The sequence below is a fragment of the Verrucomicrobiota bacterium genome (genome assembly GCA_016200005.1).
Classification (GTDB): domain Bacteria; phylum Verrucomicrobiota; class Verrucomicrobiia; order Limisphaerales; family PALSA-1396; genus PALSA-1396.
Genome location: JACQFP010000078.1, coordinates 41718 through 66847, shown reverse-complemented (window position 1 = coordinate 66847; position 25130 = coordinate 41718). Strand labels below are relative to the sequence as shown.

The following is a 25130-nucleotide window of genomic DNA, read 5'->3' as shown; positions in this document are numbered from 1 at the left end:
CTTTTCGCCTTCGTGCATCCCGACCGCACGTTGCTCGGTGCAGCCAATGGAATCGAAGCTTCTTCATTGCGCGTCTTTTTGCGTGCTTGGAGAGGCTGACTGCTCTATACGGGATGAACCATGTGGGTTGACCGCGACTCTCAGAAAGCGCCCGAACGTGATCCGAACCCGGCGGAACGGGAGTTCTTCTACGGAACAAGCGCGGTAAAATTTATTCAACTGAACGAAGCCGGATGAAACTCAAAGACAAGGTTGCGCTCATCACCGGCGGCGCCAAGGGAATCGGTTTCGGCTGCGCCAAAGTGTTTGCCCAGCACGGCGCCAGAGTCGTCATCGCCGACCGCGACGAACCGGGCGGGAAAGCGGCGGCGGCGCAACTCACTTCCGCCGGGCACGCCGCCGAGTTCATCCGTTGCGACGTCACGAACGAGGCGGACCTGGCGGCGGCGGTGCTATTCGCGGTGGACCGCTTTGGCCAACTGAATTGTCTCGTCAACAACGCCGGCTGGCATCCGCCAGCCCTGACCATCGACCAGACCAGCGTGGAAGATTTCGAGAGATTGGTGCGCCTGAACCTGACCAGCACCTTCATGGGTTGCAAATTTGCGGTGGTGCATTTGCGCAAGACCCGCGGCAGCATCATCAACCTCTCAAGCGAAGTGGGTCTCATTGGACAAGCTGCGGCGCCGGGTTACGTCGCCACCAAGGCGGGTCAGATCGGCCTCACCCGCGCGCTCGCGCTGGACCTGGCGCCGGAGGGCGTCCGCGTCAACGCCGTCTGTCCGGCCGGGGTGATGACGCCGTTGATGCAGGAGTGGGCCAGCACACAATCCGACACGGCAGCAGCGTTGCGGCAGGTGGACAGTTGGCATCCGCTGGGCCGCATGGCGACGATTGAGGAGATCGGCGAAGTCTGCGCCTTCCTCGCGTCGGACGAAGCTGCCTTCCTGACGGGCCAGGCGATTTGTCCCGATGGTGGCGCCGCGCTGGGGTATCGCAGGTAAAAATGGCCGCACCCGTTATGAAATCGGCGCCCGGCCTGCGAATGTTCGTTTTGTTTCCGGCCCTGACAATGTCGCTCGGCTGGGGATTGCGCGGCTTTATCGGCGGCGGGGAGTTCGGCGCGATGATTCCGGGGGCGCTGGTCGCCCTGGCGATCTGCCTCTTGTTGCAGCGCGACGATTCTCGTTGCGGCTTCATCGCCGCTTGGGGCGCGGTTGGCATCGGATTCGGCGGACAGGAGACCTACGGCCAGACCGTCGGATTCATCCTGAACCTCGAAACCTTCTGGTGGGGACTCGCCGGTCTCTCCGTGAAGGGGGCGGTGTGGGGATTGCTGGGCGGCGCCATTCTGGGCCTGGCGCTCGCCGACAAACGCCCTTCGCTCCGGGATGCCACGATCGGCCTGACGCTGCTGCCACTCGGGACGTGCGCGGGCTGGAAGCAGATCAACGCACCGAAGCTGATTTACTTCTCCGACCCCGTCAACAAACCGAGGGAAGAAGTGTGGGCGGGGCTGCTGCTGGCCGCGCTTCTGTGGCTGGCCTGGCTCACGTGGCGCGGCGTGGGGCGGATTCCCGGTCGGTTCGCGCTCTGGGGCGGCATGGGTGGTCTCGGGTTCGGCGCGGGTGGCGCCATCATGTCACTTGGGCACAACTTCCCCATCGGCCCGCCTTGGTACGATTGGTGGAAAGTGATGGAGATGGTGTTTGGATTCTGCCTTGGAACGGCGCTCGGCCTGTGCGCCTGGGTTCATCGTGATTCATTGCGCGCCGGCTGGCCGCCAGAACCGCCGCCGCCAGCCAACAATGGATGGCACCAGTTTACCTGGGTGGCGGTTCTCGCCGTTGGTCTGTTTGGGCTGGCTCCCACGCTGCAGTTTCGAATCACCTACTCGGTCTTCGGCGCGGTGCTGCTTTGGATCGCGCTTCGCTGGCCCTCGTTCGCCTGGCACATCGCCATCACGATTACCTTTATCGCGTTCGCCTTGGACCTCGTGCATTTTTCGGCGGCACACCAGTTCGGCACGCCGATGGTGGCCTGGACGCTTGCCTTCCTCTGTTCGGTGGCGGTCTGTGTCCTGATCGTGCATCGCGTGCGCGGCGCCCGTTCCATGAGCGCGTGGTCGTTCCTGCTGCTGACCTGGAAGGCCGTGCCGATCTCGTGGGCTAAAGCGTTGCTGCATCCCGGATCCCTGCGCGCCGGTGTCGTCAATGAAACAATCTTCACGTTGCTCGCACTGATGCTCACGTGGATCGTCACAATGGACTTCCGCGTTCGCCCGCCGGCCTCGGTCTTTCCGGCCAACCAGGCTGGTGACGTGTGAAATGTGAGCTTATGACTACGATGCCAGTTTCCGATCGAGAGCTGGAGCCAATGGTCGGGGTCGGGCCTGGACCAACACGCGCCTACGTTGAAAATCAACGGCAAGATACAGTCTCCTTTGCCTTAACGCGGTTGCCAAAATAAATTTCCGAATGGAAACACACGGACCCCTCACCCGGTCTTCGATCACCCTCTGCCCATCGGATGGGGAGAGGGAAGAGCTGAGGGGCAACTGGGAAACTAATTCTGGCAGACAGTATATGCGAAACTGCTTTGCAACTGCGCCTTCAGTGCTCGTCCACCGCACTTTTATGATCGGTTGCATACACTCTTGTTGGCGGTGAACGGGCGCCAGACCAAGGTCGGGACCGGCCAAACTTTTGCGCCCGCGTAATTTTGGCGCAACCGTCGCTGGCAACTTTTGTTCGCCCACATCACGCACGGCGACGTCTGCAAAAACTGAGAGTCGCCAAAGGACAACTTGGCGACATTACTTCGAGGCCGGACGTGGTGTATCCTTCGGCAAGTGAACTTTGCGAACCTGTTTGAACCGGTGTGATTCGAGAAAGTGTTTTCCGTCGTCATCAAGCGTCACAATCAATCCCGACACGTCGGAGAGCGAATCAATCAACCTCAGCCCGCGCTCCGCACCCATTACGCTCACCGCAGTAGCCAGGGCGTCGGTGGTCATGGCGTTCCGCGCGATGATGGTGACGCCGATGCGCTCGGTCAGTCCCCGGCCTGTGGCCGGATCAACGATATGTGAATAGCGGACGCCGCCAATCTCGACAAATTGTTCCGTGTCGCCCGAGGTGGATACGGCGGCGTTTTTCAGCAAAACGGCTTGGGTCAATCCGCTCGCAGATGAATCAATCGAAGCGATACCTATGGTCCATCCTTGGCGGCCCGGCGGAGGGTCGCCAACGGCAATGTCACCGCTGGCAGCGGCCATGGCGCGGGTGATTCCGTGATGGCGCAAAACAGCGAGCGCTTTGTCCGCCGCATAGCCTTTGGCAATGCCGCCGAGGTCCAATTGCATACCGGCCGCGAGCAACGTCACCGTCTTGGCGTGTGGATCAAGCCGGATTTTTTGGTAACCAATTGAACCGGTGAGGGCGGAGATTGTTTCCGGCGAAGGCAAAGCCTTCCGTTTTCTCGCAGAGCGCCAGACCCGAACGTAAGGCCCGACAGTCACGTCGAACGCGCCATTGGAGAGGCGTGAGAATTTTTGCGATTGCTGAAGAATGTCAAACAGGTCATCGCTCACGCGGACCGGCAGGCCTGATGGTTTGCGGCACAACTGCATCAGTTCACTTTGCGGGTCGTAATCGCTCATGATGCGGTTGAGTTCCGCCACGCGATCAAACGCAGCTTTGGCGGCCTGGTCGGCGGTCACTTTGTCGGGCGCGTAAAGTGTGATGCTGAACAGGCTGCCCATCTGTGGCTGAGTGAACTCGAACCGTTGCAGCGAATGGGTTGCCGGAGTGGAACATCCGCTTACGAAAAGCAGGCCCGGCAGGAATGTGGCGAAGTTGAAGGGCCAGGTGATTTTCATTCGAGTATAGACAAATGGCCGACCAAATTGGCCGGCCATTCCATTGTTCAATCGTGACCCGGACTAGACGACGGCGGTGGCACCCGGCACCGCGTGGGCATACCAACCGCTCTCGTTCGGCATGGTCGGCGGATTCGCGTCCCAGGCAAAAACCTTCGGCATGACGCTGATCTCCGAGTTAATGGCGCGCTCCCAATCAATCACTTTGCCGGAGTAAGTCGCCATACGTCCGAGGATGGAGGTCATGGTGCTCTTGGCTCCGTTTTCCGCTTCGTTGTAAGGCTTGTTGTTTCGGATCGCATCGAAAAGATCGTCGTGTTCTTGTTGATAACGTTCGCGCTCCTGTTTTCCATCGAAACGCCAAGCCTTTGAACCGGTGATGTTCCATCGGCCATCAGTCATGTGAACGGCGCCTTTGGTGCCGACGGCGTGTTCGGAAACATCGTTCCAACAACCGAGTTGATGCCGGCATTGGCTGAAACAGCGCGAGCCGTCGGCGTATTCAAATTCCACGGCGTGATGGTCAAAGATTTCGCCGTAGTCCTTGCCTTTGCGCGTTTCAACCCCGCCCATGCCGTGCGCCCTGATGGGATAACTGTTCTTGACCCAGTTGATCACGTCGAGGTTGTGGATGTGCTGTTCGCAGATGTGATCGCCGCAAATCCAGACGAAGTAATACCAATTGCGCATCTGGTATTCCATTTCGGTCAAGGGACGGCCGTATTGTTTTTCCAGTTCAGCGCGCGGATGGACCCACGGCGTGCTACCGTTCCAATAACACCGCATCGCCACGATGTCGCCGATGTCACCGTCGTTGAGGCGTTTCAAGGTTTCCAGATAACCAATCTGGTGATGGCGCTGCAAGCCGACACCGACTTTCAGATTCTTCTTCTTGGACTCCTCGGCGGCAGCGAGCACACGGCGGACCCCGGGCGCGTCCGTAGCCACCGGTTTCTCCATGAAAATGTTTTTCCCCTGCTTGACTGCTTCCTCGAAATGAATCGGGCGGAATCCTGGGGGCGTGGCGAGAATGACCACGTCGGCCAGCGCAATGGCCTGTTTGTAGGCGTCGAAACCAATGAACTGATGGTCCTCCGGGACATCCACGCGATCGGGATGCTGTTTCTTGAGATTGCCGAGGCTGCTTTCCAAGTGGTCCTTGAAAGCATCCGCCATGGCGACCAGTTTCACGCTGCCTTTGGTGCTCAACGCCTGGCTCGCGGCGCCGGAACCGCGACCGCCACAACCAATCAAGGCGATTTTGAGCGTGTCATCGCCCGCGGCAAAAGCGCTGCGCTCAATCGTCAATCCGCCGAGCAACGCGCCGCCGACCGCCGTGGAGGTGGTTTTCAGGAAACCGCGGCGGTTGAGCAATTCCTGTTCGTTCAGATTTTTGGAGACATTCATGGTTTTGTTCTTGCTTGAAGTTATTTTTGTTTGCCCATCCCAAGCCCGGCTTGTTGTTCCGTTGGCATTGGGTTTCTCAGGCGAAGGCTAATCCTTCTCCACGCCGCTTGTCCAATACTTCTGCAACTCCTCCGGCGGTGGTACTTTTAACGGACGAATGATGCGGAACCCAAGGAATTGCGCATCCGTGTGATACCAGATGCTCTTGGGCAATTGCGGATCCTGGACCTTCCACGATTTGCTCGAACCAAGGCGGGCAGCACTGCGCAGCAAGTCGGGTGGGTCGTCCCATGAACCGCCTCGAACGACGTGCGGGTATGGCTTGGTCGCTTTGTTCCAAGGATTCTGCGCCACGGTGCCGTTGAGTTGTTTGTAGAAGTCGGGATCATATTGATCGAGCGTCCATTCCGCCACGTTGCCATGCATGTCGTATAGCCCCCAGGGGTTCGGTTTCTTCTGGCCGACCTTCTGATACTTGGAGTCGCTGTTCTTGCCGTACCAGGCGTAGTCGTCCAATTGGGCAGAGTCATCGCCAAAGGAATAAGCGGTGGTAGTGCCGGCGCGACAGGCGTATTCCCATTCTGCCTCCGTGGGCAGCCGATAGAACTGGCCGGTCTTGGCGCTGAGCCATTGGCAATATTTGTTCGCGCCATGCTGCGTCATGCTGATGGCCGGAAAACCCTCCTTGCCCATGCCGAAACTCATTTCGACGTAGGGCCGCGTGGGACGGCTCACGGCATCAATCAACGGACTCTCCTTCTGGCCGAGCGCGGTGGCGGCGCGCTTGGCCATTTCCGGATACATGAACAACTCGTACTCGCTCCACGTTACTTCACATTGGCCCATCCAGAACGGGTCGATGGTGACCTTGTGTTGCGGGCCTTCGTCGGGTTTGCGGCCGGGTTCATTTTCCGGACTGCCCATCGCGAAGTCGCCGCCATGTATCGGCACCATCGCATAATCAACGGACGTTCCCGGAATCGTATTCGTGTAAGGCTTCATGCCCGCCTCGTTGGTCACGGTGAGATTCGCGAGAATCTGATGATGAATTTCTGTGATCAACGGCAACTCGTCGGCGCCGGGGGCTTCCTCCTTCTTGCGCTGCGTGAGCGTGATGCCATCCGGCCAGACGGCACCCTGCGAAATCCATTCCTTTAATAGCTCGGTGGTTTCCTTCGAAAGCGGTCCGCCTTTGTCTTTGGGCGGCATCAAATCGTCGTTGTCCGCCGGCAAAACCGTGGTGGTGTAGAGCGAACTCTTGCCTGGATTCCAGGGAATAATAGCCGGGCCTGGCTTGCCACTCTTGAAAGCGTCAGCTTTGTTGTCCAATCGCAACTTGCCTTTGGCATGGCCCTCGTGATGGCACGACACGCAATCCAGTTCCAGGATCGGCTGGATATCTTTGACAAAGTTAATCCGCTGCACTTTGGCAAGCGTGACGCCGTCCGGCCAGTTCGCACCCGCCTTGATCCAGTCGCGGAGCAGGTCGCTTTGTTCCTTGGTGAGTTTGTCCCCTTTCGGCGGCATGATTTTGTCATCGTCGGGCGGCACAATGGTCGAGGTATAGAGCGGACTCTTTTCGGGCTGGCCGGGAACAATAACGATGCCGTTCTCGCCGCCTTTCATCGTGTTCGCCTTGGTGTCGAGCCGCAAACCGCCTTTGGGTTTTTCCGGGCCGTGACAACTGAGGCAGGCGGATTCCAGAATCGGTTTGATGTGCTGGTTGAAATCAAGCTCGGCGGCCAAGACGGCGGGCGGCGCGGCGGCGACCCACAAAACAACTGAAGCAAAAAGCGCGGCGCGCTCAAAACTTCTGGTGGTAGCCGATGTAAAGAGGCGGACTCGTGGCGAATGATCGGAAATCCGCCTCCTCACGTCGGCGGCTACACCAGAAGGTGCGAATCGGCGAAGGAACTGAAAAGGACGGCGCGGTTTCATTTTCATGCTGTCAAGCTGGGGAACTGTTGACGGTGACGATTCATTTGTCAATCTGTTGAACATTCAACGCCATGGACTACGCATTAAATCCGCGCGGGGAGGGCGGCAGGCGCCGTCCCAGCCGGCGTTGAGTTGTTTCCGTCACTAACCACCGTCATGAACACAAATTTCGATGGCGCCCGCACCGGCGGAACAGACATGCAGAACGTTTCGTCCGCGCGGCCAGGGAACGGTTTTGGGCGGCACTCCAAACCGTCAAACCGGTCGTCCTTTGGGCATTCGGCCGAGGTGAAATATCAGGAAGCCATGCAGGAACTGCCGGAGTTCAAGGGTCTGCGCTTGGCTTAACTTCAATCGTGTCAGGGCGAGCCAGTCGCTTTGGAGCAGCGCGGCGGTGATTCGTCGTGCGCCGGGGCTCAGTTTGCTTTTGGTCAAATCCGGTTTCAGGCCCAGTTCGTTCAAGAGCTTGAGTTCGAAAGCGAAGATCGTTTGTGGCTGCGGCGATTGTTTCGGCAGATGTTCGAGCAGGCTGCGCAGCAATGCATACACGGCCGGCAACGGCGTTTCGGTCTCGGTGGCTTGTTCGACGAGCGCGGCGCAGTAGGAAGCTTGCTGGAGGTAGCCGAGTTCCTCGCGCAAGACCATGTGAGTTTCACGAAGCACAATTTCACGGAGAGTGTGCAGCTCCGAGCGGCGACTGCGTTGAAAACTGAAGTCGGCCAGGTAAAAGAGGTCAAGCTTGCCGCGATAGGGCGATTTGGGTCGGCGCGCACCTTTGGCGACCGTAGCGATGCGCCCAAAGTCCGGCGTAAGCCAGGAAATGATCAGGCTCGTCTCCGTCAGCGGTCGCGTGCGGAGGATGAGGCCGGTGGTCGATTCAATCATGGAATCGTTGAATCCAAAATCGCGTTTCGCGGATTGCGCACTTTTGCCTGCACCGACCGTGGCGCCGATTTAACCGTGCCGCATTGAAACCCGCCGATCAGTGCGAGTGCGCCTTGCCGGTGCCGCACAGACCGCACGAACTGGGAACGCCTGTGCAGGATGGCTGTTCCTCACCGCTCCCGCTGGAAGCAAAGACGGAAAGTTTTTTTGACAGCCGCTTCGAGCCGCAATGCGGGCACGGCGTTCCTTCCCAGCGGGTCGAACGGACGAGCACCTCGCTGTCTTTTTTGCAATCGTCACAATGGAATTCGTAGATCGGCATGGGGTGAAGATAGCTAAGTTCGGGAAAGATTCAACCGCGGAAACCCCGCCTGCCGTGTCAGTTGGTGTCAAAGTAAAAGGTCAGATGCAAATCCCGGTAATCCGTCCCTACCCTCCTCCTCAAATCACTGGGCCATCGCTCGAAGGGCGCCGGCTCAAGCACCGCCTTTTGGCAAATCAAACCCTCCAGTTCGCCCACCTCGTTTTTGACCTCCTTCAGTTCAGTGATACGCCCGTCATGATTCAAGCGAAACGCCAATACCACCGCGCCATTGTGTCCGCGCGCAAGATCGCGCTTGTCCAGCAAGTCATACCACCGACTCTGGATAGCTGCGATAAACACTGTGTCGTATGCGCGGAAAGGTCCGGAATCTGTCTTTGAAGTGAACCCGATACGCCGGCTGACCCGATCCTTCGGCTTAAGTCCGCGCAGATACTGATCAAACCAATCCGCCAAGGCAGGCATGTCCAAATTCATGTCTTTCCAACCATGCGCCTTGCCTTCCTTGACGATGAGTTTGGCGGTGGTGCCAAATTCTTTCGCCCGTTTCACAAATGACTCCGCCTGTTGAATGGGCACCAGCTTGTCGGCGTCGCCGTGAATGATGAGGGTTGGCGGCATGTTCGATGTGACAAAATAGATCGGTGAGATTTCCTTGCCCAATTTTTGCCGTTCCTCCGCCGTCTCCGAGCGCGGACCGAAGGCGGGTTTGAAATCTTTCAAGATGCCGACGCCAACCGCGTCTTCGCCTGGCTGCCCGTAGTTCAGGAAATCCGTCGGCGGAAAGAAGCAAGCCACCGCTTGCACGGCGCTGCTTTCGCGGTCGACGGGGTCTTTGGCGTCGTCCTTGCCCGGCTCGCCCTGCGTTCCCAGAGTCAGCGAAAGATGACCGCCTGCACTGCCGCCGGTGACGCCCAGATGATTTGGATCAACACCATACTTCGCCGCGTTGTGACGGATGAACCGCACGGCGCGGTGCATGTCCTGGGTAATCTCGGTCACTTGAAATTTCGGTTGCGACCCGTGAACCACTGCAAAGATCGTGTAGCCGCGTTCCAGAAACGGCATGTAAGAGTTCGGATTGATGGCGTCGTGACTGGAAAACCACCCGCCGCTGATCACAAAAATGATTCCGAAGCCGTTGGAATTGGCCGGCTGAACCACATCCAGCGTCAAAGCCGTGCCGAACTTGCGCCCATAAATCACATCCTCCGTGCGCTTGAAATCCACCTTGGTTTGTGACCATGTCGTGGTGATCGTGAGCAGCGCAAGACAGCCAATGAGCAAAAGTTTTTTCATATCGTTGGGAGGAAAGTAAAGGGGACCCGGCGCTTGATGGCGAGTGTGAATTTGGCTGTCGCCGGGTGCATCGTTGGAGTTCAAGCTTCAGCTTGTCCAGCGGGCACGGAACAACCTGAAGGTTGAACTCCAACCCGGTCGCGCCTAGACATTGAACTTGAAGAGCATCACATCGCCGTCCTGCACCACGTATTCCTTGCCTTCCATCCGGTAGAGTCCTTTTTCCCGGGCGGCGGCGACGGAGCCGCAATTTACGAGGTCATCGTAGGCAACTGTTTCGGCCTTGATGAACCCGCGCTCGAAATCCGTGTGAATGACACCAGCAGCTTTAGGCGCGGTGTCGCCCGCGTGGATGGTCCAAGCGCGGACTTCTTTTTCACCGGCGGTGAAATAAGTTCGCAAACCAAGCAAATGATACGTGCTGCGAATGAGCGCGCCGACGCCTGATTCGTTCACGCCGAGTTCCTTCAAGAATTCCTTTGCCTCCTCCGGCGAAAGGTCGATGAGGTCGCTCTCGATTTGCGCGCTGATGACCACCGTCTCGCAAGCGTGATGCGTGCGCGCGTATTCGCGGACCTTGGCCACGTGCGGATTGGCGTTGGCGTTGGCCAGATCGGACTCCTTCACGTTCGCTGCGAATATGGTCGGCTTGTCCGTCATCAGGAAAAAGCCCTTGGAGACAACCTTTTCTTCGGGCGTTAGATTCAAAGTGAGCGCCGGCTTTCCGGCATCGAGGTGCGGCTCCAGTTTTTTCAGCACGGACTCTTCGGCAATTGCCACCTTGTCACCGCGCTTGGCGTCCTTGGCAACGCCGGCGAGCCGCTTCTTCACCGCTTCAAGGTCGGCCAGCACCAGTTCGGTGATGATGGTTTCAATGTCGCGAATCGGATCAATCGCGCCGGCGACGTGATGAATGTCCGGGTCTTCAAAGCAGCGGACGACCTGCACCATGGCATCCACTTCGCGGATGTGAGTCAGGAATTTGTTTCCGAGTCCTTCCCCTTGGGACGCGCCTTTGACCAGACCAGCGATATCAACAAACTCAATCGCCGCCGGAATGATGACGGAAGTTTTGGCAATCTTCGCGAGAGGTTCAAGCCGTGCATCCGGCACGGTAACGATGCCAAGGTTCGGGTCAATGGTGCAAAAAGGATAGTTCGCCGCCTCCGCCTTGCGCGTGCGCGTGACGGCGTTGAACAGGGTGGATTTGCCGACGTTGGGCAAACCGACGATTCCAGCTTTAAGCATAATGATTTTGAAAGGAATTCAACGGGAAGTAGAATCGTCCCACGGATTGAAAACGGGATGAAAGAAATCGACCTGATTGCGCGTGACAACGGTCAAACCGAAATGGATGGCCGTCGCCTCAATCTGGCTGTCGAGGACTGATAAATTGCGTCCACGCTTTCGGGCCTCAGCCACGAGGCGTCCCCATTCAACCGCAACCCCCTCGGTGAAATCCAGAATCTTACCCGCGTAATCCTCACGCAAAAATTTCAAAGCGCGTTCAAGCGAACGACGCCGTTTGCCTTCCGGCAATCTTTCCAGCCCAGCGACCATTTCACCGACACTGATCGCGCTGAGTGCGGTTTCCGGTTCGTTCACCTCGAGCCAATCGAACAGACCAGCGAAGGGCGACGGTTTGGTGAGTTCGGAAAGCGCATTGGTATCCAAAAGCCATTTCACCAAGCCACCTCCCGCACGCGTTCGGGACTCCGTTCCAAGGACAGTCCGTGTAATCGCCGCAAATGCCAGGCCAGCGACCTTTTCGGCGCGCGGACGTGTCGGAGCAGGATGTCGCCGTTGGAAAGCTCGAAGAGCAGGAAGTCGTCGCCGGGCCGAATCCTGTGCCGTTCACGCACGGGTCGCGGAATCACAACTTGGCCCTTGCTGGAGATCGTTGTCGTCACGAAGTAAGAATGTCTTACTCTACAGATCTGTCAAGCGGGCCGTTTCATTTTGCCGGGTCAACAGGCGTGGAAAAGCAAAATTGGTTTCCTTGAGTCCCCTGCACAACATCGCGAAACATCTTTCTTAATTGTTCAAACCCTTGATCGAACGCGTCGGAGATTGGCAGCACGGTCTTCCACCATGACGGATCACGGTTTGGTGAGCCGGAAAAAGCGGATGCCGACAGCCGGGCCGATGGTCACCGCATTCTGGCCGTTCACCGGCACAGGTGCGTTGGTAACATCTGTCCAGGAGGCGGGCGGCATCAGCGCGTCAATGGTTTGAAGCTTGAAACCCGTGGCTGAAATGGGCCAGGTGAGAACCACGTTCGGGTTCGAAAACGAAATGTTCAGATTTACGGAGTTCGTTCCGCCAATGGTGAGGATGCCGGTGGCGCTGGTTGCCGATTGCGCGTCCGGGTTGATCACGGTCACGGTCCGGGCGCCGGACGCGGCGTTCGTGGCGATGGTCAAATTCAGCGTCACGTGGGTTGGGTCCGTAAACACCGCCTGGTTGACAGTCACTCCGCCACCCGTGACGGTGACCGAGAGATGATTGGGAAAGCCCGGGCCGGGATCAAAAAAACCGGAGCCATCGGTCGAAACGCCGGAGACGGTTACATTCACACCGGTGTCGCCCGGCAGCACCGAGGCCGGGTCGCAACTGCTGGGTGTGGCCGGCGGCGGCGCTTGATACTTGATCACGCGAATGCCCCAGACATTTTGCGCGCTACAATATTCCTGAACGGTCCAGAACGTCATGTCGTCGCTGGGATCAACCGTGACGATGGAATAATCGCCCCAGCGATAGGGATTGGAAATGTCTCCCGGGTTGTACGAAGTGGAACTGGCTTTCGCAACGATGGGCGCACGAAGGGTGCCCAAAGCATCGTCCGCCAGCCGTTCGGCCAGCGCAATTTCGGCAAACTCGTTTGCGCCCGCCACACTGCATCCGAGCAGCGCATGGCCCTGACCGGACATCGCGCAGGTGGGAATCCAGAAACTGCGCAGAGTCGAACTGGCGGGATCGAACAGCGTACCGGATTGCCGCAACATCGGCGTGGCGGTCAAATTGGTGATCTCGTACCAGCGAGCGCCGTCACGGCCGCCACTCGAACTGGCCACGCCGCTGGTGTTCACCTGGATATTGTGCGCGGTCCACAGGCTGCCTTTGTGCATTCGCGCCGCAAATAATCGATCGTCGAGATCATCCAACGCAGGCGAACTGCCTTGCGCGGGAACCCCGCCGAGCGGAGACGCAGTCGCCGGCACCGTGAGATTCAAGTTGCCCGAAATGGCCGGTGTTCCGCCCGGATTGGTGACGCGACGCACGACCAACTGCCCGAAAACGGATTGCGCCACACCGATAAAATATCCCTCGGTCGAGGCCGGATCATCATTGTCCACACCTTGCGGAGTGGTCGGGCCGCCGGAACTGCTGACGGAACTTATTCGCCTGAAGGCCGTGACGGTGAGCGTTCCGGTCAACAGATTGGATTTATTAATCACGAAAGCGGTGGATCCCAGCCGGCCCACCCCGATGGCGGTGAAGACATTCACACCCACATAAAGAGCGTGGCGGTCCACGCCCAACGTCGGGTAATCGGCAAAGTCCCCCAAGTCATCATTCGGCACTGTCCCGACCATGTCGTGCTCGAACTGGAAAAAGGTAAAACCGGAACTGCCGGTAATCGTCGGGCCAGAACTGACCGCGATGAGGACGCGATTGACGGTGGCGACGTTGATCATGACCACCCACCAGCGGCCGGTCAGCCGGTCGTAACGGACGCGCGGATCGCTGGTGCCAGAGTTGTTGCGGACCGACTGAAAGAAATTGTCCGTGGTGGTGTTCAACGGCCCGAGGTTGCCGTTCTTATCAAACACTTTGATCCGTCCATTTACACAAAGCAAAATCTGGGTGGGACTGACGTCGCCCATGCTATCGGGTGGGAAGAAATTGGATTCCGTCAGGTCGGTGCCCAGGAAACTGGTGGTGACATTGTTGGTATCTGTTCCAGCGGCCGGATTTCCACTCGACGGCCCGGAAATCGGAAAATGCGCGGCGTAAGGGGAGTCCGGGTTCTGAGGCAGATTATTGCGGTCAGAAACCGACCGGGGCAACATCCGGTCCGGCTCGATCCCCAACGGATCGTCGCGCGCCATGATTGCTTCGATGGTTTCAGTAACACCCGATTCGCCTTCCCACGGCACGCCCGGAATGTCGCCCTGACTCCAGCCGGTCAACGGCCAAAGCCCGATGACGAGCAGCAAAAGCAACAGCGTTTTGTGGATGGCCGGGCGCACACAATCCTTATTTGAATAGCAATTCATGGCATCGGTTTTGTTTGTGCAACTCCTATTTGAAGACTCATGCTGCCACGTCAGCGACAAGAACGCAATCCTCTCATCAACCGCGTCAATCTCTCAATCACCAATCCCGGCCTGCGCGACGCGCTCGCGAATGGTCTTTTTGAATTTCTCGATGCCTTGATCAAACGCAGCGGCGATGGGCAGCACGGGCGTCTTGCGAACCTTGCGTTTGAACTTCCTCAAGTTTTCCTCGGCCACGGTTTCGTCCATTTTGTTGGCGACGACAAGGCGCGGCTTTTCCAGCAACGCGGGATCGTAAAGTTCCAGTTCGCTGAGGAGTTGCTGGTAATCGTCCCACGGCAGGCGGCCATCGACACCGGCCATGTCGAGCAGCAACACCAGAATCTTACAGCGCTCGATGTGGCGCAAAAAAGCGTGGCCAAGGCCGACATTGTTATGCGCGCCTTCAATGAGGCCGGGCACGTCGCAAACGGTGAGCCGATGAAAATCGGGATACTCGACGATGCCGATTTGCGGATGCAGCGTGGTGAACGGATATGGCGCGACCTTGGGGCATGCGTGCGAAATGGCGGTCAGCAAGGTCGATTTACCGGCGTTAGGAAAACCAACAAGGCCGACCTCGGCCATGATGCGCAGTTCCAACAAGAACTCGCCCTCCTCGCCCGGTTCACCCGGTTGGGCAAAGCGGGGGGTCTGGCGCGCGGCCGTGGCGAAGTTGCGATTGCCCAAGCCGCCGCGTCCGCCTTTGCACAGCACAAACTGACGTCCGTGTTCGGTGAGGTCCGCGACCAGTTCGCCCTTCGACGCGCCCGCTGTGGACGGCCCGGCAGTTCGTTCCTTGCTCAAATCAATTTCCATCGCACTGCCGGCACTGGTGCTGCGCAGCAACGGACGCTTGCTTGCGCTCGTGGCCATGACAGAGCGCGGCCCCTCACCATGAACCGCTCGGACAGTTTCATGTTGCATATGCAACATAAATTTGTCCTGGCGGTTCTGGGGTTCAATGCGCGAATCTTTCGGGGAATTCTCACGCCGACCCCCTCCTCGTCCGACGGGGAGAGGGTGGTCTTCAGGCCAGGTGAGGGGATTGCCGTGGTCTGGTTCACTTTCTGCCACCAGTCGCCAAACCAGAGTGCCGCACGGAACTTTTACGACGAGGTCTTTGCCGGCGTGGCCGTCCATGCCTTTGCCCAGGCCTGCTTCACCCGGTTTGGCAATCAAGCGCGGCAAATAATATTGCGCGATGAGATTATTCAAGTCGTGGTCGGCCTGGAGAATCACACTCCCGCCGGCGCCGCCGTTCCCGCCGTCCGGGCCACCCTTGGGACGATACTTCTCGCGACGGAACGCCACGCAGCCCTTGCCGCCGTGCCCGGCGCGGGCGAAGATTTTGATTTCGTCGATGAACATGATCGTTTGTTGGAGTTCAATCTTTAGATTGTCTCAATGATGGCGGGAAGCGCGGCAAGCTAAAGCTTGAACTCCAACAAAAAAGGCGAGGCCGATGACCTCGCCGTGAAATATTTCAAGGCTGGCTTAGTTGTTAACTGCTTCCGCCGGAATCACGTTGATGCGCTTGCTGCCTTTGTCGAACAGCACCTTGCCATCGACGAGAGCGAACAACGTCCAGTCGCGTCCGGTGCCGACATTCCTGCCGGCGACGAACTTGGTGCCGCGCTGGCGGACGAGGATGCTGCCGGCAGTGACAACTTGACCGCCAAATTCCTTCACGCCGAGCCGTTTGCTGACGCTGTCGCGCCCGTTGCGGACACTGCCTTGACCTTTCTTATGTGCCATAAATTAAGCTTTGATCTCTTTGACTTTGACCACCGTCAGTTCCTGCCGGTGGCCGATGGTTTTGTGATAGCCTTTCCGGCGTTTCATTTTGAATGTCAGTTTCTTATCGCCGCGAATATGCTCGACGACATCGACGACCACGGTGGCCTGCGGCACGGTGGGCGAACCGACCGTGACTTGGCCGTCGTTGTTGACCAGCAATACGCGGTCAAATGTAAACGGCTGCCCGGCGGCGGTGTCCAGGCGTTCGATTTTCAGCGTATCGCCCGCGGCGACACGATACTGTTTGCTTCCGGTTTCCAATACAGCGTACATAATTTCCCTCGAAAGGGAGCGCGATAAGACCAGAACCGCGAATGAGTGTCAACTTTTCATTTCGCTGGGATAGAGGCAACTCTGAGATTGGCTTCACTCAGGCAGGTCGCGAAAGGCTTGTATTTGCTGGGCTGCGCGGACGCGTTCCTGTTCGGAATAATCTTCCTGCGGATCGAAAAAGATGATCTGACTGCCCGAAAACTCGAACTCAAACGGGACATGGATCAGTTTGTTGAGGTGCTTACGCACGGCCTCCTGCTTTTGCGGTGGCACGAACAGGAGAATAAATCCGCCGCCGCCGGCGCCCAGCAGTTTGCCGCCGAGTGCGCCCGCGGCCCGCGCCGTTTCGTAAAGTCCGTCCACCTCGGAGTTTGAAATCTTGTCGCCCAGACTGCGTTTGGCGACCCAGGTTTCGTGCAGCAGTTCGCCGAATTTCGTCAAGTCCGCTTTGCTGCTCAAAATCTCACTGCTTTGTTCCACCAGATCCTTCATGCGTGTCAACAGCGCGCTCTTGGAGTCCATGCTGGTGACGTAACTCGCCGCGATGTTGGAGGCCGTTCGCTGGATGCCGGTGTAGAACAACATCAGGTGGGAACTCAACTCGCGCAAACGACCGGGCAACAGCGTCAGCGGTTGAACGGACACCTCGCCGCTGGGCAGGAATCTGATTTGATTGACTCCGCCAAACGCCGCGCAGACCTGGTCCTGCGACCCCACGGTTTCCCGCAGGAGGTCCTGTTCGATGTGGATGCTCTCGCTGGCGAGTTGATATTTGCCGGTGATTTGACCCTGCAACCCGCGCAGCGCGTGCAAAAGCCCCACGGTGAACGCGGAACTCGAACCCATGCCACTGCGCCCTGGCAGGTCGCCATCGTGGTGAATCTCCACGCCGCGCTCCAGCTTCAGATATCCCAGGATGGCGCGCACGGCGGGATGCGCAATTTCCTCCGGCTTCTGGCACATCTCGATTTTGGAATAGACAACGCGGATGCGGTGCTCGAAGAACGGCGGCAGGTAACGGCAGGTCAGATAGCAGTATTTGTTGATCGTCGCCGCCAGCACCGCGCCGCCGTGCTGGCGATACCAGGCCGGGTAATCCGTCCCGCCGCCAAAGAACGAGATTCGGAATGGTGTTCGACTGATGATCATGGGCTTTAAGGTATCACGCCGGTCAACCCATGAAGAAAATCAGCCATTGGAAGGCCGCCACGCTCAGACAACTTCAAGCCCATCCCAACACCGCTGCGAGTCATGGTGGCCGCTTTGTGCTTCGAACAGGTGTGTTGTGTTGTCGGCTTCACGCTGGATAGGTCCGGATCAATTTTCAATCGGTCGCGAATTCATCGATATGTTGCCGGATAAATGAATCCGCCAAGGCGAGCGAGTCCGGCGTGCCGATGTCCAGGAACGGCGCCTGCGTCACGCACACTTTCAACCCCGCCTGGCGCGCCGTCAATGCCGGGAACACGTCCACCTCGAAACTCAATGGCGCACGAGCCGGAAATACTTCGATGGCCGACGCACGAAACAAATAAACTCCCGCGTTGATGATACCGGCGCCGGGTTTCTTCTCGTTGAAGCTGCGCAACCCGCCTTCTGCGTCGAGCGTGATTGTCCCATAACGCGAGGCATCCGCCATCGGCACACCGAGAACGACGCCTTCGACGCCCGAACCACTCAAGGTTCGAAACATGTCGCGCAACGGCGCCAAAGCCAGCGAGTCCCCATTCAACACCAGCCACGCCACCGGTTCTCCTTTGGACACCCGAACCGCATTGAGGAATCCCCCCGCCGTGCCCAGAGGTTTCGCTTCTGCCACACAACTCACTTTCACTCCTTTCACCGGCTGCGGCCGAAAATGGCGTGCCACCATTTCAGCCAGGTAGCCGGTGGAAATCACGAGGCGGCGAACCCCTTGCCGCGCCAGGTAACGCACGACCCATTCGATAAACGGTTTTCCCGCAACGGGCGCCATCGGCTTGGGGAGGTTCGGCAACAGATGCTGAAGGCGCGTGCCGAAACCGCCGGCGAGAATCACGGCCGTCACTTGATCAGGAGAAAGTTTCACAGCAGCGCCACGCGATTCAGACGTTCGAATAAATCGTGTTGCGCAAAATGGTGAAACCCTTGATCAACTCCTGAATGCCCCGATCCAGATTCCACTCCGGCTTGAAACCCGTGGCGGCGATGCGCGTGTTGGAGACGATGTAATCCCGCTTGTCCGGGTCCTCCCCAATGGGTGCTTCGAGATAAACGAACTTGGGCAGATGCTCTTGGATCACCGCGCAGAGTTCCAGCTTGGAGAGGTTCGCATCATCCAGCCCGACATTGTACGGCTTGCCGCGCATCGCCTCGAAATGGTTCAGCCCATGCACAAACACGCGGGCGACATCCCGGATGTGAACGAAGTTGCGTTTGAAATGCCCTTCAAAAATCACCACCGCACGATCGTGGACGGCGCGATAAACAAAATCATTCACCAACAAATCCAAGCGCATCCGTGGCGCCATGCCGAACACCGTGGCCAGCCTGAAACTGATGCTGTTCTCGCGTTGGAGAATGGCTTCCTCGGCTTTGACCTTCGTCACGCCGTAGAGCGAGATGGGCCGCAGCGGAGAGTCTTCCGTGCAATGCGTGCCCTTCTCGCCGATGCCGTAGCCGCTATTGGTTACGGGCATCAGGAAGCGCTGCGTCTTCCCTGCCAGGCGGCAAAGCATCTCCACTGCGTCCTGATTCGTGGTTTGCGCGGCGACCTTGTCCTGATTGCAAAGCGGCGCGCCCACCAGCGCCGCCAGCGGGATGATGACATCGGCTTTCGCCACCAGCGGCTTCACGATCGCTTCCTCCCGGCAATCGCCGCGCGCCACGTGAAAGGTCGAATACTGACAGCAATCAGTCAGGCTGTTCTGCCGGAAACAAAAATTGTCCAGCACGGTGACTTCGTGACCGAACGACAGCAACGTGGGAGTCAACACCGAGCCAATGTAACCAGCGCCGCCGGTAATGAGAATGTTCATCGTGGGCTGGGTACTTAACGGTTGGGCATGGCAATCGGCAACCAAATTTGTGCGGCCCGCCCTGGAGGTTCGGGGCGTCAACCTTAAGCCATTGCGAAACCGGATTTGGCCGACGGCGAGTCTGACACACCCAGCTCTACCGCAGGCGTGATGGACTAACTGGACTAATGTGGTGGCAATGTAAACGGTGAATGTTCACGAGACGAAAACCAACTTTTCCAGCCTGCTGGCCAAACTGGAAAAGGACAGAGAAACCATCATCATCTGCCGCAATGGCGAACTGGTGGCCGTCCCCGGCCAGACCGCTGCGGCCAATCTCCAGCGAGCGCAGGGGAGCGCACGCGCCCTCGCGTGCATCGGTCAGCGCCTCGCTGAACGAATCCGATGCAGTGGAAAATGGTTTCGACGAGGCGTCGAAACCGACACGCGAGGCGCGTGTGCTCCCCTTCCTTGAACGTGCGGCCGATGGCCATCGCTTCGCCCACGCTCTTCATCTGCGTGGTGAGCGTGGGGTCGGCCTGCGGGAATTTCTCGAAGGCAAAGCGCGGAATCTTGGTGACGACGTAATCAATGCTCGACTCGAAGCTCGCGGGGGTTTCGCGCGTGATGTCGTTCTTGAGCTCGTCGAGCAGGTAGCCGACGGCGAGTTTGGCAAAGGAAACCTTGCTGCCGGTTACGCTGGAACTAATTCACGACGGCGGGAATTCGCTTTCTTGTGAACCGGAAATTGCTTTTTCGGTTTGTAAGCAGGCAAAGCAAACGAACCCGTCGGATTGCCTGCGGAAAAAGGATGCTTCTCCTCAATCTTCAGCAGGCTTTCCCACGTCATTTTCATTTTGCGAACTTTCTTCATGCGAAAACTTTCTCACAAATTTTCAAGCCACGCAAGCGGCATCATCGCCAAGCCACAAGCTCGAACTGTCGAAGACAATGTTGGCGCGTGCGGCCTCTGATGAAGAAGTGGTCGGCCACATTCCGAACCGCCAAGGTCTTCACATAAAACTTGGCGGAATTCTTGGTCGCCTCGCCCCAAATGATTTTCAAGCCGATGCCGCTGGCCATTTGAACGAGCGAATACAACATGCCCGCGCCGACGCCCTGCACTTCGCCACCGGCTGGGCCAATGGCGTTCGGGTGCGACGCTGCGAAATCCAGCACGACATGATGACACCACGTTCTTCGGCAAAAACAGAATCCAAGAATCGGCGAAGGTTTGTGCCATGCGGCACGCGCAAGCATCACAAATACAACCTCGGTGCTTGCATCCTTTTGAATTGCGCGCTTGATCTCCTTCAAAGACACCGCCGTTCGGCCAATCGCCCGGTAGGTTTTCCATCGCTTGTTTGCAAGCTGGCAGTATTCGAGCGCATCTTGAACGTGCGGATTATTACGTAGCTGTTCTGGAGATGGAGAGCGCCAACGAGCCAACCGGGTCAGGTCGCGTTGCGTCGCGAAAGTGAATTCGACAGGCAAATCATCGTTCCCGACGCGCACGCGAAATTTCATGGTGACGATTTGATAGCTGATCCGCCGATGAATGGAAACCTTGTTCTGACGCGAGGTGATTTTCCGTGCCGATGCGCCAGGGTTAGCCGTCGCCGCCCAGGCCGCTGCGGCCAATCTCCAGCGAGCGCACTGGGGAGCGCACGCGCCCTCGCGTGCATCGGTCAGCGCCACGCTGAACGAATCCGATGGGGGCGAAGGTGGTTTCGACGAGGGCGTCGAAACCGACACGCGAGGCGCGTTTGCTCCCCATCCTTGAACGTGCGCCCGATGGCCATCGCTTCGCCCACGCTTTTCATCCGTAGCGGCGTCTCGGCAGAGCGCCGCAAACTAAAAGATTTCTTGAATGGCGGCTTTCTGCCGAAAGCCGCTACGCCGGCTTGTGGGAATTTCTCGAAGGCAAAGCGCGGAATCTTGGTGACGACGTAATCAATCGTTGGCTCGAAGCTGGCGGGGGTTTCGCGTCCCGCCATCGCGGGATCGTTCTTGATTTCGTCGAGCAGGTAGCAGACGGCGAGCCTGGCGGCGAGAATCGCCAACTCGACAATTCAAGCCAAAGCAAATAGCCTCTCTGGCAGTCAATGAATTACATCAGCCAAATCATCAACTGCGTCCGCAAGGCGCAGGAGATTGCGACTGAACATGGATTCAAAAATTTGCTCCAGCCGGGTCTCGTCAAGGAAATGATCGTTGCAGGCCACCTCCCTGGGCATGAAGTTCACAAAACAAAGCACGAACCAGACGCTTTCGACTCGACGAATCCTGACCGAAAGTTTGAATATCTTACCTGCTCCAAAGGAAAGAAGAAGGGCACATTCCAACTAGACAGGATGTTTAGCAAGACACCTGAAAAGCGGGCAAAATCTTTGGACCGCATCACGCGCAACACCGCCATTTACTGCGCGGTTTTCGATCAGGACAGCCCAATGGATGTTCTCGTGATATATGAAGTTCCGGTGGATTTGGTTTTGAAAGAAGTAGAAAGGAAGCTTGATGCGAGCAAGAACGATATTTCCCACATTGGACTCAGCATCAAGTGGGCTGAACAAAATGGAAAGGTTGTTTACACCAAGCAGGCTTGAGAAGTAACGGCGTGTCCGTTCCGGCCCACAGTGGAAAACTCAAACAGATTTTCCGACGATTCGACGCCGTTTGCTGTCTTAGTCATTCGCACTTCGGCAAGTCGGCAGTAGTCTGCATTGATTTCACAGGCAACAAATTTGCGGCCAAGCCGCTGGCAAACTACGGGCACAGTTCCCGAACCGCAGAACGGATCGAACACCAAGTCAGCCGGATTTGAACTGGCCTTGATGATTCGCTCCATCAGCTTTTCCGGTTTCTGAATCGTGTTCAGCATTTCCCGGCTGACCAGTTCCTTCGACTTGTAGGTGAGTTGCTTGATGTCGCCCCACACGTCGCCGGGATTCTTGCCGTCGGGATGGAACACCGTCTTGCCATATTTGCCATTGCGCACCGACGGCACGCGTTCACAGCGCAGCCGATGCTCCAACTCCACCAATTGCGGCACGCGAATGTCGTCAAGATTGAATGTCTTGGCTTTGCCCTTGGTGAAGTAGCAGATCACGTCGTAATTGTTCGTGTAGGAAATGCGGCCCTGCGCGAGCCGGCTTGGCTGATACCAAACAATTTTTGACTGCAATGTGAGAAACGACCGGTAATCAATGAAATCAATGCAGTCCGGCTTGCCGCACAGATAAGCCGCGCCGCCGGGCTTGAGCAGCCGGGAAAAAGATTTCAGCAGTTCGAGATTGAAATGCTGGATGTCCGCCACGTTGTCCCAATCGTGCGTCGTGACCGCGTAAGGCCCGTCGCAAACGATGAGGTCAACCGACGCATCGGGCAACTCGCGCATGAACGAACGCGCATCGGTTTGGTGAATTTTGCCGGAGACTGAATCAAGCTTGCGCATGAATGTTTTGTAGCACACAGGCCGCGCGTTTGAAACATCTTCTTGCGGAGCGCGACTGTGTCCGCAGGACCAGTCGCAGCGGGTGGATGGGCGGAGGCGGTTGAAAATATTTTGCGGCGTGGGTTTGCGAACGTGCTGCGGCTGGGCTTTGCCACAGCCGGGCTCCTGACGCGGAATTTGTGGGGACGGTTTCCCAGGGTAGCACCGAATGCTTTCGGGGCAACCGCTGGGCTGATGGATTGGACTGGGAGACGGCGAAAAGAATTTTCCGCAGTCAAAGGCCCGCAAGGGCCGAACGAGCGGGCGCGAGTGAGTCCGCCCTGTTGGGATTCGCGAGCGGAGCAGAGAAGGGATGCACTAATGACTAGTCAGTCTTCGTCCAGCGTTGTATCACCGCTTTCGCAATATGCCCTGCTGTTCAAGCAAGGCCCTAAACGTCTGTGCATTAGTCCCACCCTTCGAGATTGTCTCTTGAATGAATTTTTGCGCTTCGTCATCTCGACCTGATTTGATCAACGCAGCGGCCAAAAGGGCGTTCATTTCAGGCCGCGGATCATTCTGAACACCGGCACGTGCCCATTTCAGACCGACTTCATTCTCGTTTACCATCAAGGCACTCTTTGCCCCAGCCTCATACATCATAGAGACTCCGTCCTTCGATAAAACGACATCACCTACGGAGGCTTGCATCCCTTTGGTCATAGCAGCCGATTCTTCATAGCGCCGCACACAATCGCGAGCGATGTCGAAGGCTTCTTTGGGTTTTCCTTTTGAGAATAGAGCCACAAGGTTTGTCACACCATCGATCAACACGGAAGCTCGACCGAGAACAAAACCGCCGGTCATAATTCGGCCGTCTGGCAATTGACCAAGATCAGAAGTCTTTCCCTCCAAAGCTCGCAGTTTCTTGTCCGCAATCGCATTTTCATTTCTGAGTTCGCCCAAGAGACGCTTTGCGTCCGCAGATTCTTTTGCTACCAGGTCAATCGTGGCTGCCTGCGCCTCCACTCTTTGACGGACGGCTGCAATTTGGTCGGCGTCTGACTGCGCCTGCGTGACCGCCGCTTTCAGAGTTGCCAGTTTACCGAAGCTTAACTCCGAAACCCGCTTGTTCAGCACCAGCGCAACTCCAATAAAACATGCAAGAACCAAGAGGGCCAAGCCGCTTCCTGGTAATTTTCGACCTTTGAAAAACCTCCAGCATCCGATCCCCAATGCGAGGACGATCATCAATAGACCAACGAACTCTGCCATAGGGTTGGGAGCATAGAACACAGCTTCGCGCGTGTTAAGCTGATTTTAATTCAGTTCATCGCCCCCGCCAGTTCCTCCTCAAAATCCACAATTTCTTTAATCTGCACCAAGAACCAGCGGTCTATCTTGGTCAGTTGGAAGATTTCCTCAATCGTAAATCCGGCGCGCAGCGCGTGGCGGATGAAAAAGATTCGCTCGGCGTTGGGGACGGAGAGTTTTCGGGAAATCACGTCGCGGGGAAGGATGTCTCTGTCTCCGTAAACTTCTGTTCCAATTCGCCACGACTTTCCATCACCGCCGAGTCCGCTGCGGCCGATTTCGAGGGAGCGGAGACATTTCTGGAGAGACTCTTTGAAGGTTCGCCCGATTGCCATTGCTTCACCGACGGATTTCATCTGGGTCGTTAGGGTTGGATCGGCCTGGGGAAATTTTTCAAACGCGAACCGGGGGATTTTTGTCACCACGTAATCAATGCTCGGCTCGAAGCTCGCTGGCGTTTCGCGCGTGATGTCGTTCTTGAGTTCGTCGAGCAGGTAGCCGACGGCGAGTTTGGCGGCGATTTTCGCGATGGGAAATCCGGTGGCCTTGGACGCGAGTGCGGAGCTGCGGCTGACGCGCGGGTTCATCTCGATGATGACCATGCGGCCATTCTCCGGGCTGACGCCGAACTGGATGTTCGAGCCGCCGGTCTCGACGCCGACCGCGCGGATCACTGCGAAGCTCTGGTCGCGCATGATTTGAAATTCCTTGTCGGTCAGCGTCTGGATGGGCGCGACGGTGATGCTGTCGCCGGTGTGGACGCCCATGGGATCGAAGTTCTCGATGGAACAGATGATGACGCAGTTGTCGGCCTTGTCGCGCATGACTTCCATCTCGTATTCCTTCCAGCCGAGCAGGGATTCTTCGATGAGAATTTCGTTCACGGGCGAAAGCTCGATGCCGCGTTTCGCGATCTCCTCGAATTCTTCGCGGTTGTAACCGATGCCGCCGCCTGTGCCGCCGAGGGTGAACGCCGGGCGAATGATCAGCGGGAAGCGACCGATCTTGTCGGCCACGGCGCGGGCTTCGTCCATGTTGTGGGCCGTGCCGGAGATGGGCACGTCGAGGCCGATGCTCAACATGAGGTCTTTGAAAATCTGGCGGTCTTCGCCTTTCTGGATTGCCTCGGCCTTTGCGCCGATCATTTCAACGCCGTGTTTTTGCAGCACGCCGGAGCGGTGCAGCGACATGGCGGTGTTGAGTGCGGTCTGCCCGCCGAGGGTGGGGAGGAGGACGAGTTTATTTGGAACATTGGGGAGCACGC

General features: G+C 57.6%; 23 protein-coding genes and 3 pseudogenes. 5 read left to right on the top strand and 21 right to left on the bottom strand.

All coding sequences use genetic code 11. The features are described from left to right. Positions 1-233 precede the first annotated feature (233 nt). Both HY298_25150 and HY298_25145 read left to right on the top strand, forming a co-directional pair. Complete coding sequence (locus HY298_25150; GenBank protein MBI3853545.1) at positions 234-1004, top strand: glucose 1-dehydrogenase; 771 nt, start codon at positions 234-236, stop codon at positions 1002-1004. A gap of 17 nt (positions 1005-1021) precedes the next feature. Then, positions 1022-2326 carry a hypothetical protein gene (locus tag HY298_25145; GenBank protein MBI3853544.1) on the top strand — a complete coding sequence of 435 codons (1305 nt, stop codon included), beginning with the start codon at positions 1022-1024 and terminating at the stop codon, positions 2324-2326. Positions 2327-2815: 489 nt separating this feature from the next. Here HY298_25145 and HY298_25140 read toward each other — a convergent pair whose 3' ends face one another. The 17 genes and pseudogenes from HY298_25140 to HY298_25060 form a co-directional block, all read right to left on the bottom strand. After that, positions 2816-3880, bottom strand: coding sequence for an FAD:protein FMN transferase (locus tag HY298_25140; protein MBI3853543.1), 1065 nt, complete (start codon positions 3878-3880; stop codon positions 2816-2818). 63 nt (positions 3881-3943) lie between these two features. Further along, the gene (locus HY298_25135) at positions 3944-5287 is read right to left on the bottom strand and encodes a Gfo/Idh/MocA family oxidoreductase (GenBank protein MBI3853542.1); all 1344 of its coding nucleotides are present in this window, start codon (positions 5285-5287) and stop codon (positions 3944-3946) included. 87 nt (positions 5288-5374) lie between these two features. Further along, a complete protein-coding gene (locus tag HY298_25130; GenBank protein ID MBI3853541.1) occupies positions 5375-7225 on the bottom strand; it encodes an SUMF1/EgtB/PvdO family nonheme iron enzyme in 1851 nt (616 codons plus the stop codon). A gap of 255 nt (positions 7226-7480) precedes the next feature. Beyond that, a complete protein-coding gene (gene recO, locus HY298_25125) occupies positions 7481-8110 on the bottom strand; it encodes a DNA repair protein RecO (GenBank protein MBI3853540.1) in 630 nt (209 codons plus the stop codon). Positions 8111-8207: 97 nt separating this feature from the next. Then, positions 8208-8432 (bottom strand): zinc ribbon domain-containing protein, encoded by a 225-nt coding sequence (locus HY298_25120; protein ID MBI3853539.1) that lies wholly within the window; start codon positions 8430-8432, stop codon positions 8208-8210. A gap of 57 nt (positions 8433-8489) precedes the next feature. Then, a complete protein-coding gene (locus HY298_25115) occupies positions 8490-9731 on the bottom strand; it encodes an alpha/beta hydrolase (GenBank protein MBI3853538.1) in 1242 nt (413 codons plus the stop codon). Between the two features lie 144 nt (positions 9732-9875). Continuing rightward, positions 9876-10979: a redox-regulated ATPase YchF gene (gene ychF / locus HY298_25110; protein ID MBI3853537.1), complete on the bottom strand. Its 1104-nt coding sequence runs from the start codon at positions 10977-10979 to the stop codon at positions 9876-9878. A gap of 18 nt (positions 10980-10997) precedes the next feature. Next, complete coding sequence (locus HY298_25105; GenBank protein ID MBI3853536.1) at positions 10998-11417, bottom strand: PIN domain-containing protein; 420 nt, start codon at positions 11415-11417, stop codon at positions 10998-11000. Next, positions 11414-11641, bottom strand: coding sequence for an AbrB/MazE/SpoVT family DNA-binding domain-containing protein (locus HY298_25100; GenBank protein MBI3853535.1), 228 nt, complete (start codon positions 11639-11641; stop codon positions 11414-11416). The genes HY298_25105 and HY298_25100 overlap by 4 nt, the downstream gene beginning before the upstream one ends. A gap of 189 nt (positions 11642-11830) precedes the next feature. Continuing rightward, positions 11831-14011, bottom strand: a complete 2181-nt coding sequence (locus tag HY298_25095; GenBank protein ID MBI3853534.1) for a hypothetical protein — start codon at positions 14009-14011, stop codon at positions 11831-11833. 93 nt (positions 14012-14104) lie between these two features. Continuing rightward, complete coding sequence (locus HY298_25090; protein ID MBI3853533.1) at positions 14105-14986, bottom strand: 50S ribosome-binding GTPase; 882 nt, start codon at positions 14984-14986, stop codon at positions 14105-14107. 141 nt (positions 14987-15127) lie between these two features. Then, a pseudogene (locus HY298_25085) lies at positions 15128-15421 on the bottom strand (GTPase ObgE). A gap of 126 nt (positions 15422-15547) precedes the next feature. Further along, positions 15548-15808, bottom strand: coding sequence for a 50S ribosomal protein L27 (gene rpmA, locus HY298_25080; protein MBI3853532.1), 261 nt, complete (start codon positions 15806-15808; stop codon positions 15548-15550). A gap of 3 nt (positions 15809-15811) precedes the next feature. Then, complete coding sequence (rplU, locus tag HY298_25075) at positions 15812-16123, bottom strand: 50S ribosomal protein L21 (protein ID MBI3853531.1); 312 nt, start codon at positions 16121-16123, stop codon at positions 15812-15814. 93 nt (positions 16124-16216) lie between these two features. Beyond that, positions 16217-17272 (bottom strand): kinase, encoded by a 1056-nt coding sequence (locus HY298_25070; protein MBI3853530.1) that lies wholly within the window; start codon positions 17270-17272, stop codon positions 16217-16219. A gap of 175 nt (positions 17273-17447) precedes the next feature. Continuing rightward, positions 17448-18191: a nucleotidyltransferase family protein gene (locus HY298_25065; GenBank protein MBI3853529.1), complete on the bottom strand. Its 744-nt coding sequence runs from the start codon at positions 18189-18191 to the stop codon at positions 17448-17450. Between the two features lie 16 nt (positions 18192-18207). Continuing rightward, complete coding sequence (locus tag HY298_25060; protein MBI3853528.1) at positions 18208-19140, bottom strand: SDR family oxidoreductase; 933 nt, start codon at positions 19138-19140, stop codon at positions 18208-18210. Between the two features lie 187 nt (positions 19141-19327). Here HY298_25060 and HY298_25055 point away from each other — a divergent pair, with 187 nt between their 5' ends. After that, a complete protein-coding gene (locus HY298_25055) occupies positions 19328-19594 on the top strand; it encodes a type II toxin-antitoxin system Phd/YefM family antitoxin (GenBank protein MBI3853527.1) in 267 nt (88 codons plus the stop codon). A 194-nt stretch (positions 19595-19788) separates the two neighbouring features. After that, a complete protein-coding gene (locus tag HY298_25050; protein ID MBI3853526.1) occupies positions 19789-20535 on the top strand; it encodes a hypothetical protein in 747 nt (248 codons plus the stop codon). A gap of 359 nt (positions 20536-20894) precedes the next feature. On the opposite strand, the pseudogene HY298_25045 reads toward HY298_25050, so the two are convergent. Beyond that, positions 20895-21182: pseudogene (locus HY298_25045) on the bottom strand (hypothetical protein). Positions 21183-21224: 42 nt separating this feature from the next. On the opposite strand from HY298_25045, the gene HY298_25040 reads away from it, so the two are divergent. Next, positions 21225-21725 (top strand): hypothetical protein, encoded by a 501-nt coding sequence (locus HY298_25040; protein MBI3853525.1) that lies wholly within the window; start codon positions 21225-21227, stop codon positions 21723-21725. On the opposite strand, the gene HY298_25035 is transcribed toward HY298_25040, so the two are convergent. The 3 genes and pseudogenes from HY298_25035 to carB form a co-directional block, all read right to left on the bottom strand. Further along, the gene (locus HY298_25035) at positions 21707-22573 is read right to left on the bottom strand and encodes a site-specific DNA-methyltransferase (protein MBI3853524.1); all 867 of its coding nucleotides are present in this window, start codon (positions 22571-22573) and stop codon (positions 21707-21709) included. The genes HY298_25040 and HY298_25035 overlap by 19 nt on opposite strands. Before the next feature lie 390 nt (positions 22574-22963). Then, complete coding sequence (locus HY298_25030; GenBank protein ID MBI3853523.1) at positions 22964-23827, bottom strand: hypothetical protein; 864 nt, start codon at positions 23825-23827, stop codon at positions 22964-22966. 50 nt (positions 23828-23877) lie between these two features. Next, positions 23878-25107 (bottom strand): annotated as a pseudogene (gene carB / locus HY298_25025) (carbamoyl-phosphate synthase large subunit). Positions 25108-25130: the final 23 nt, after the last annotated feature.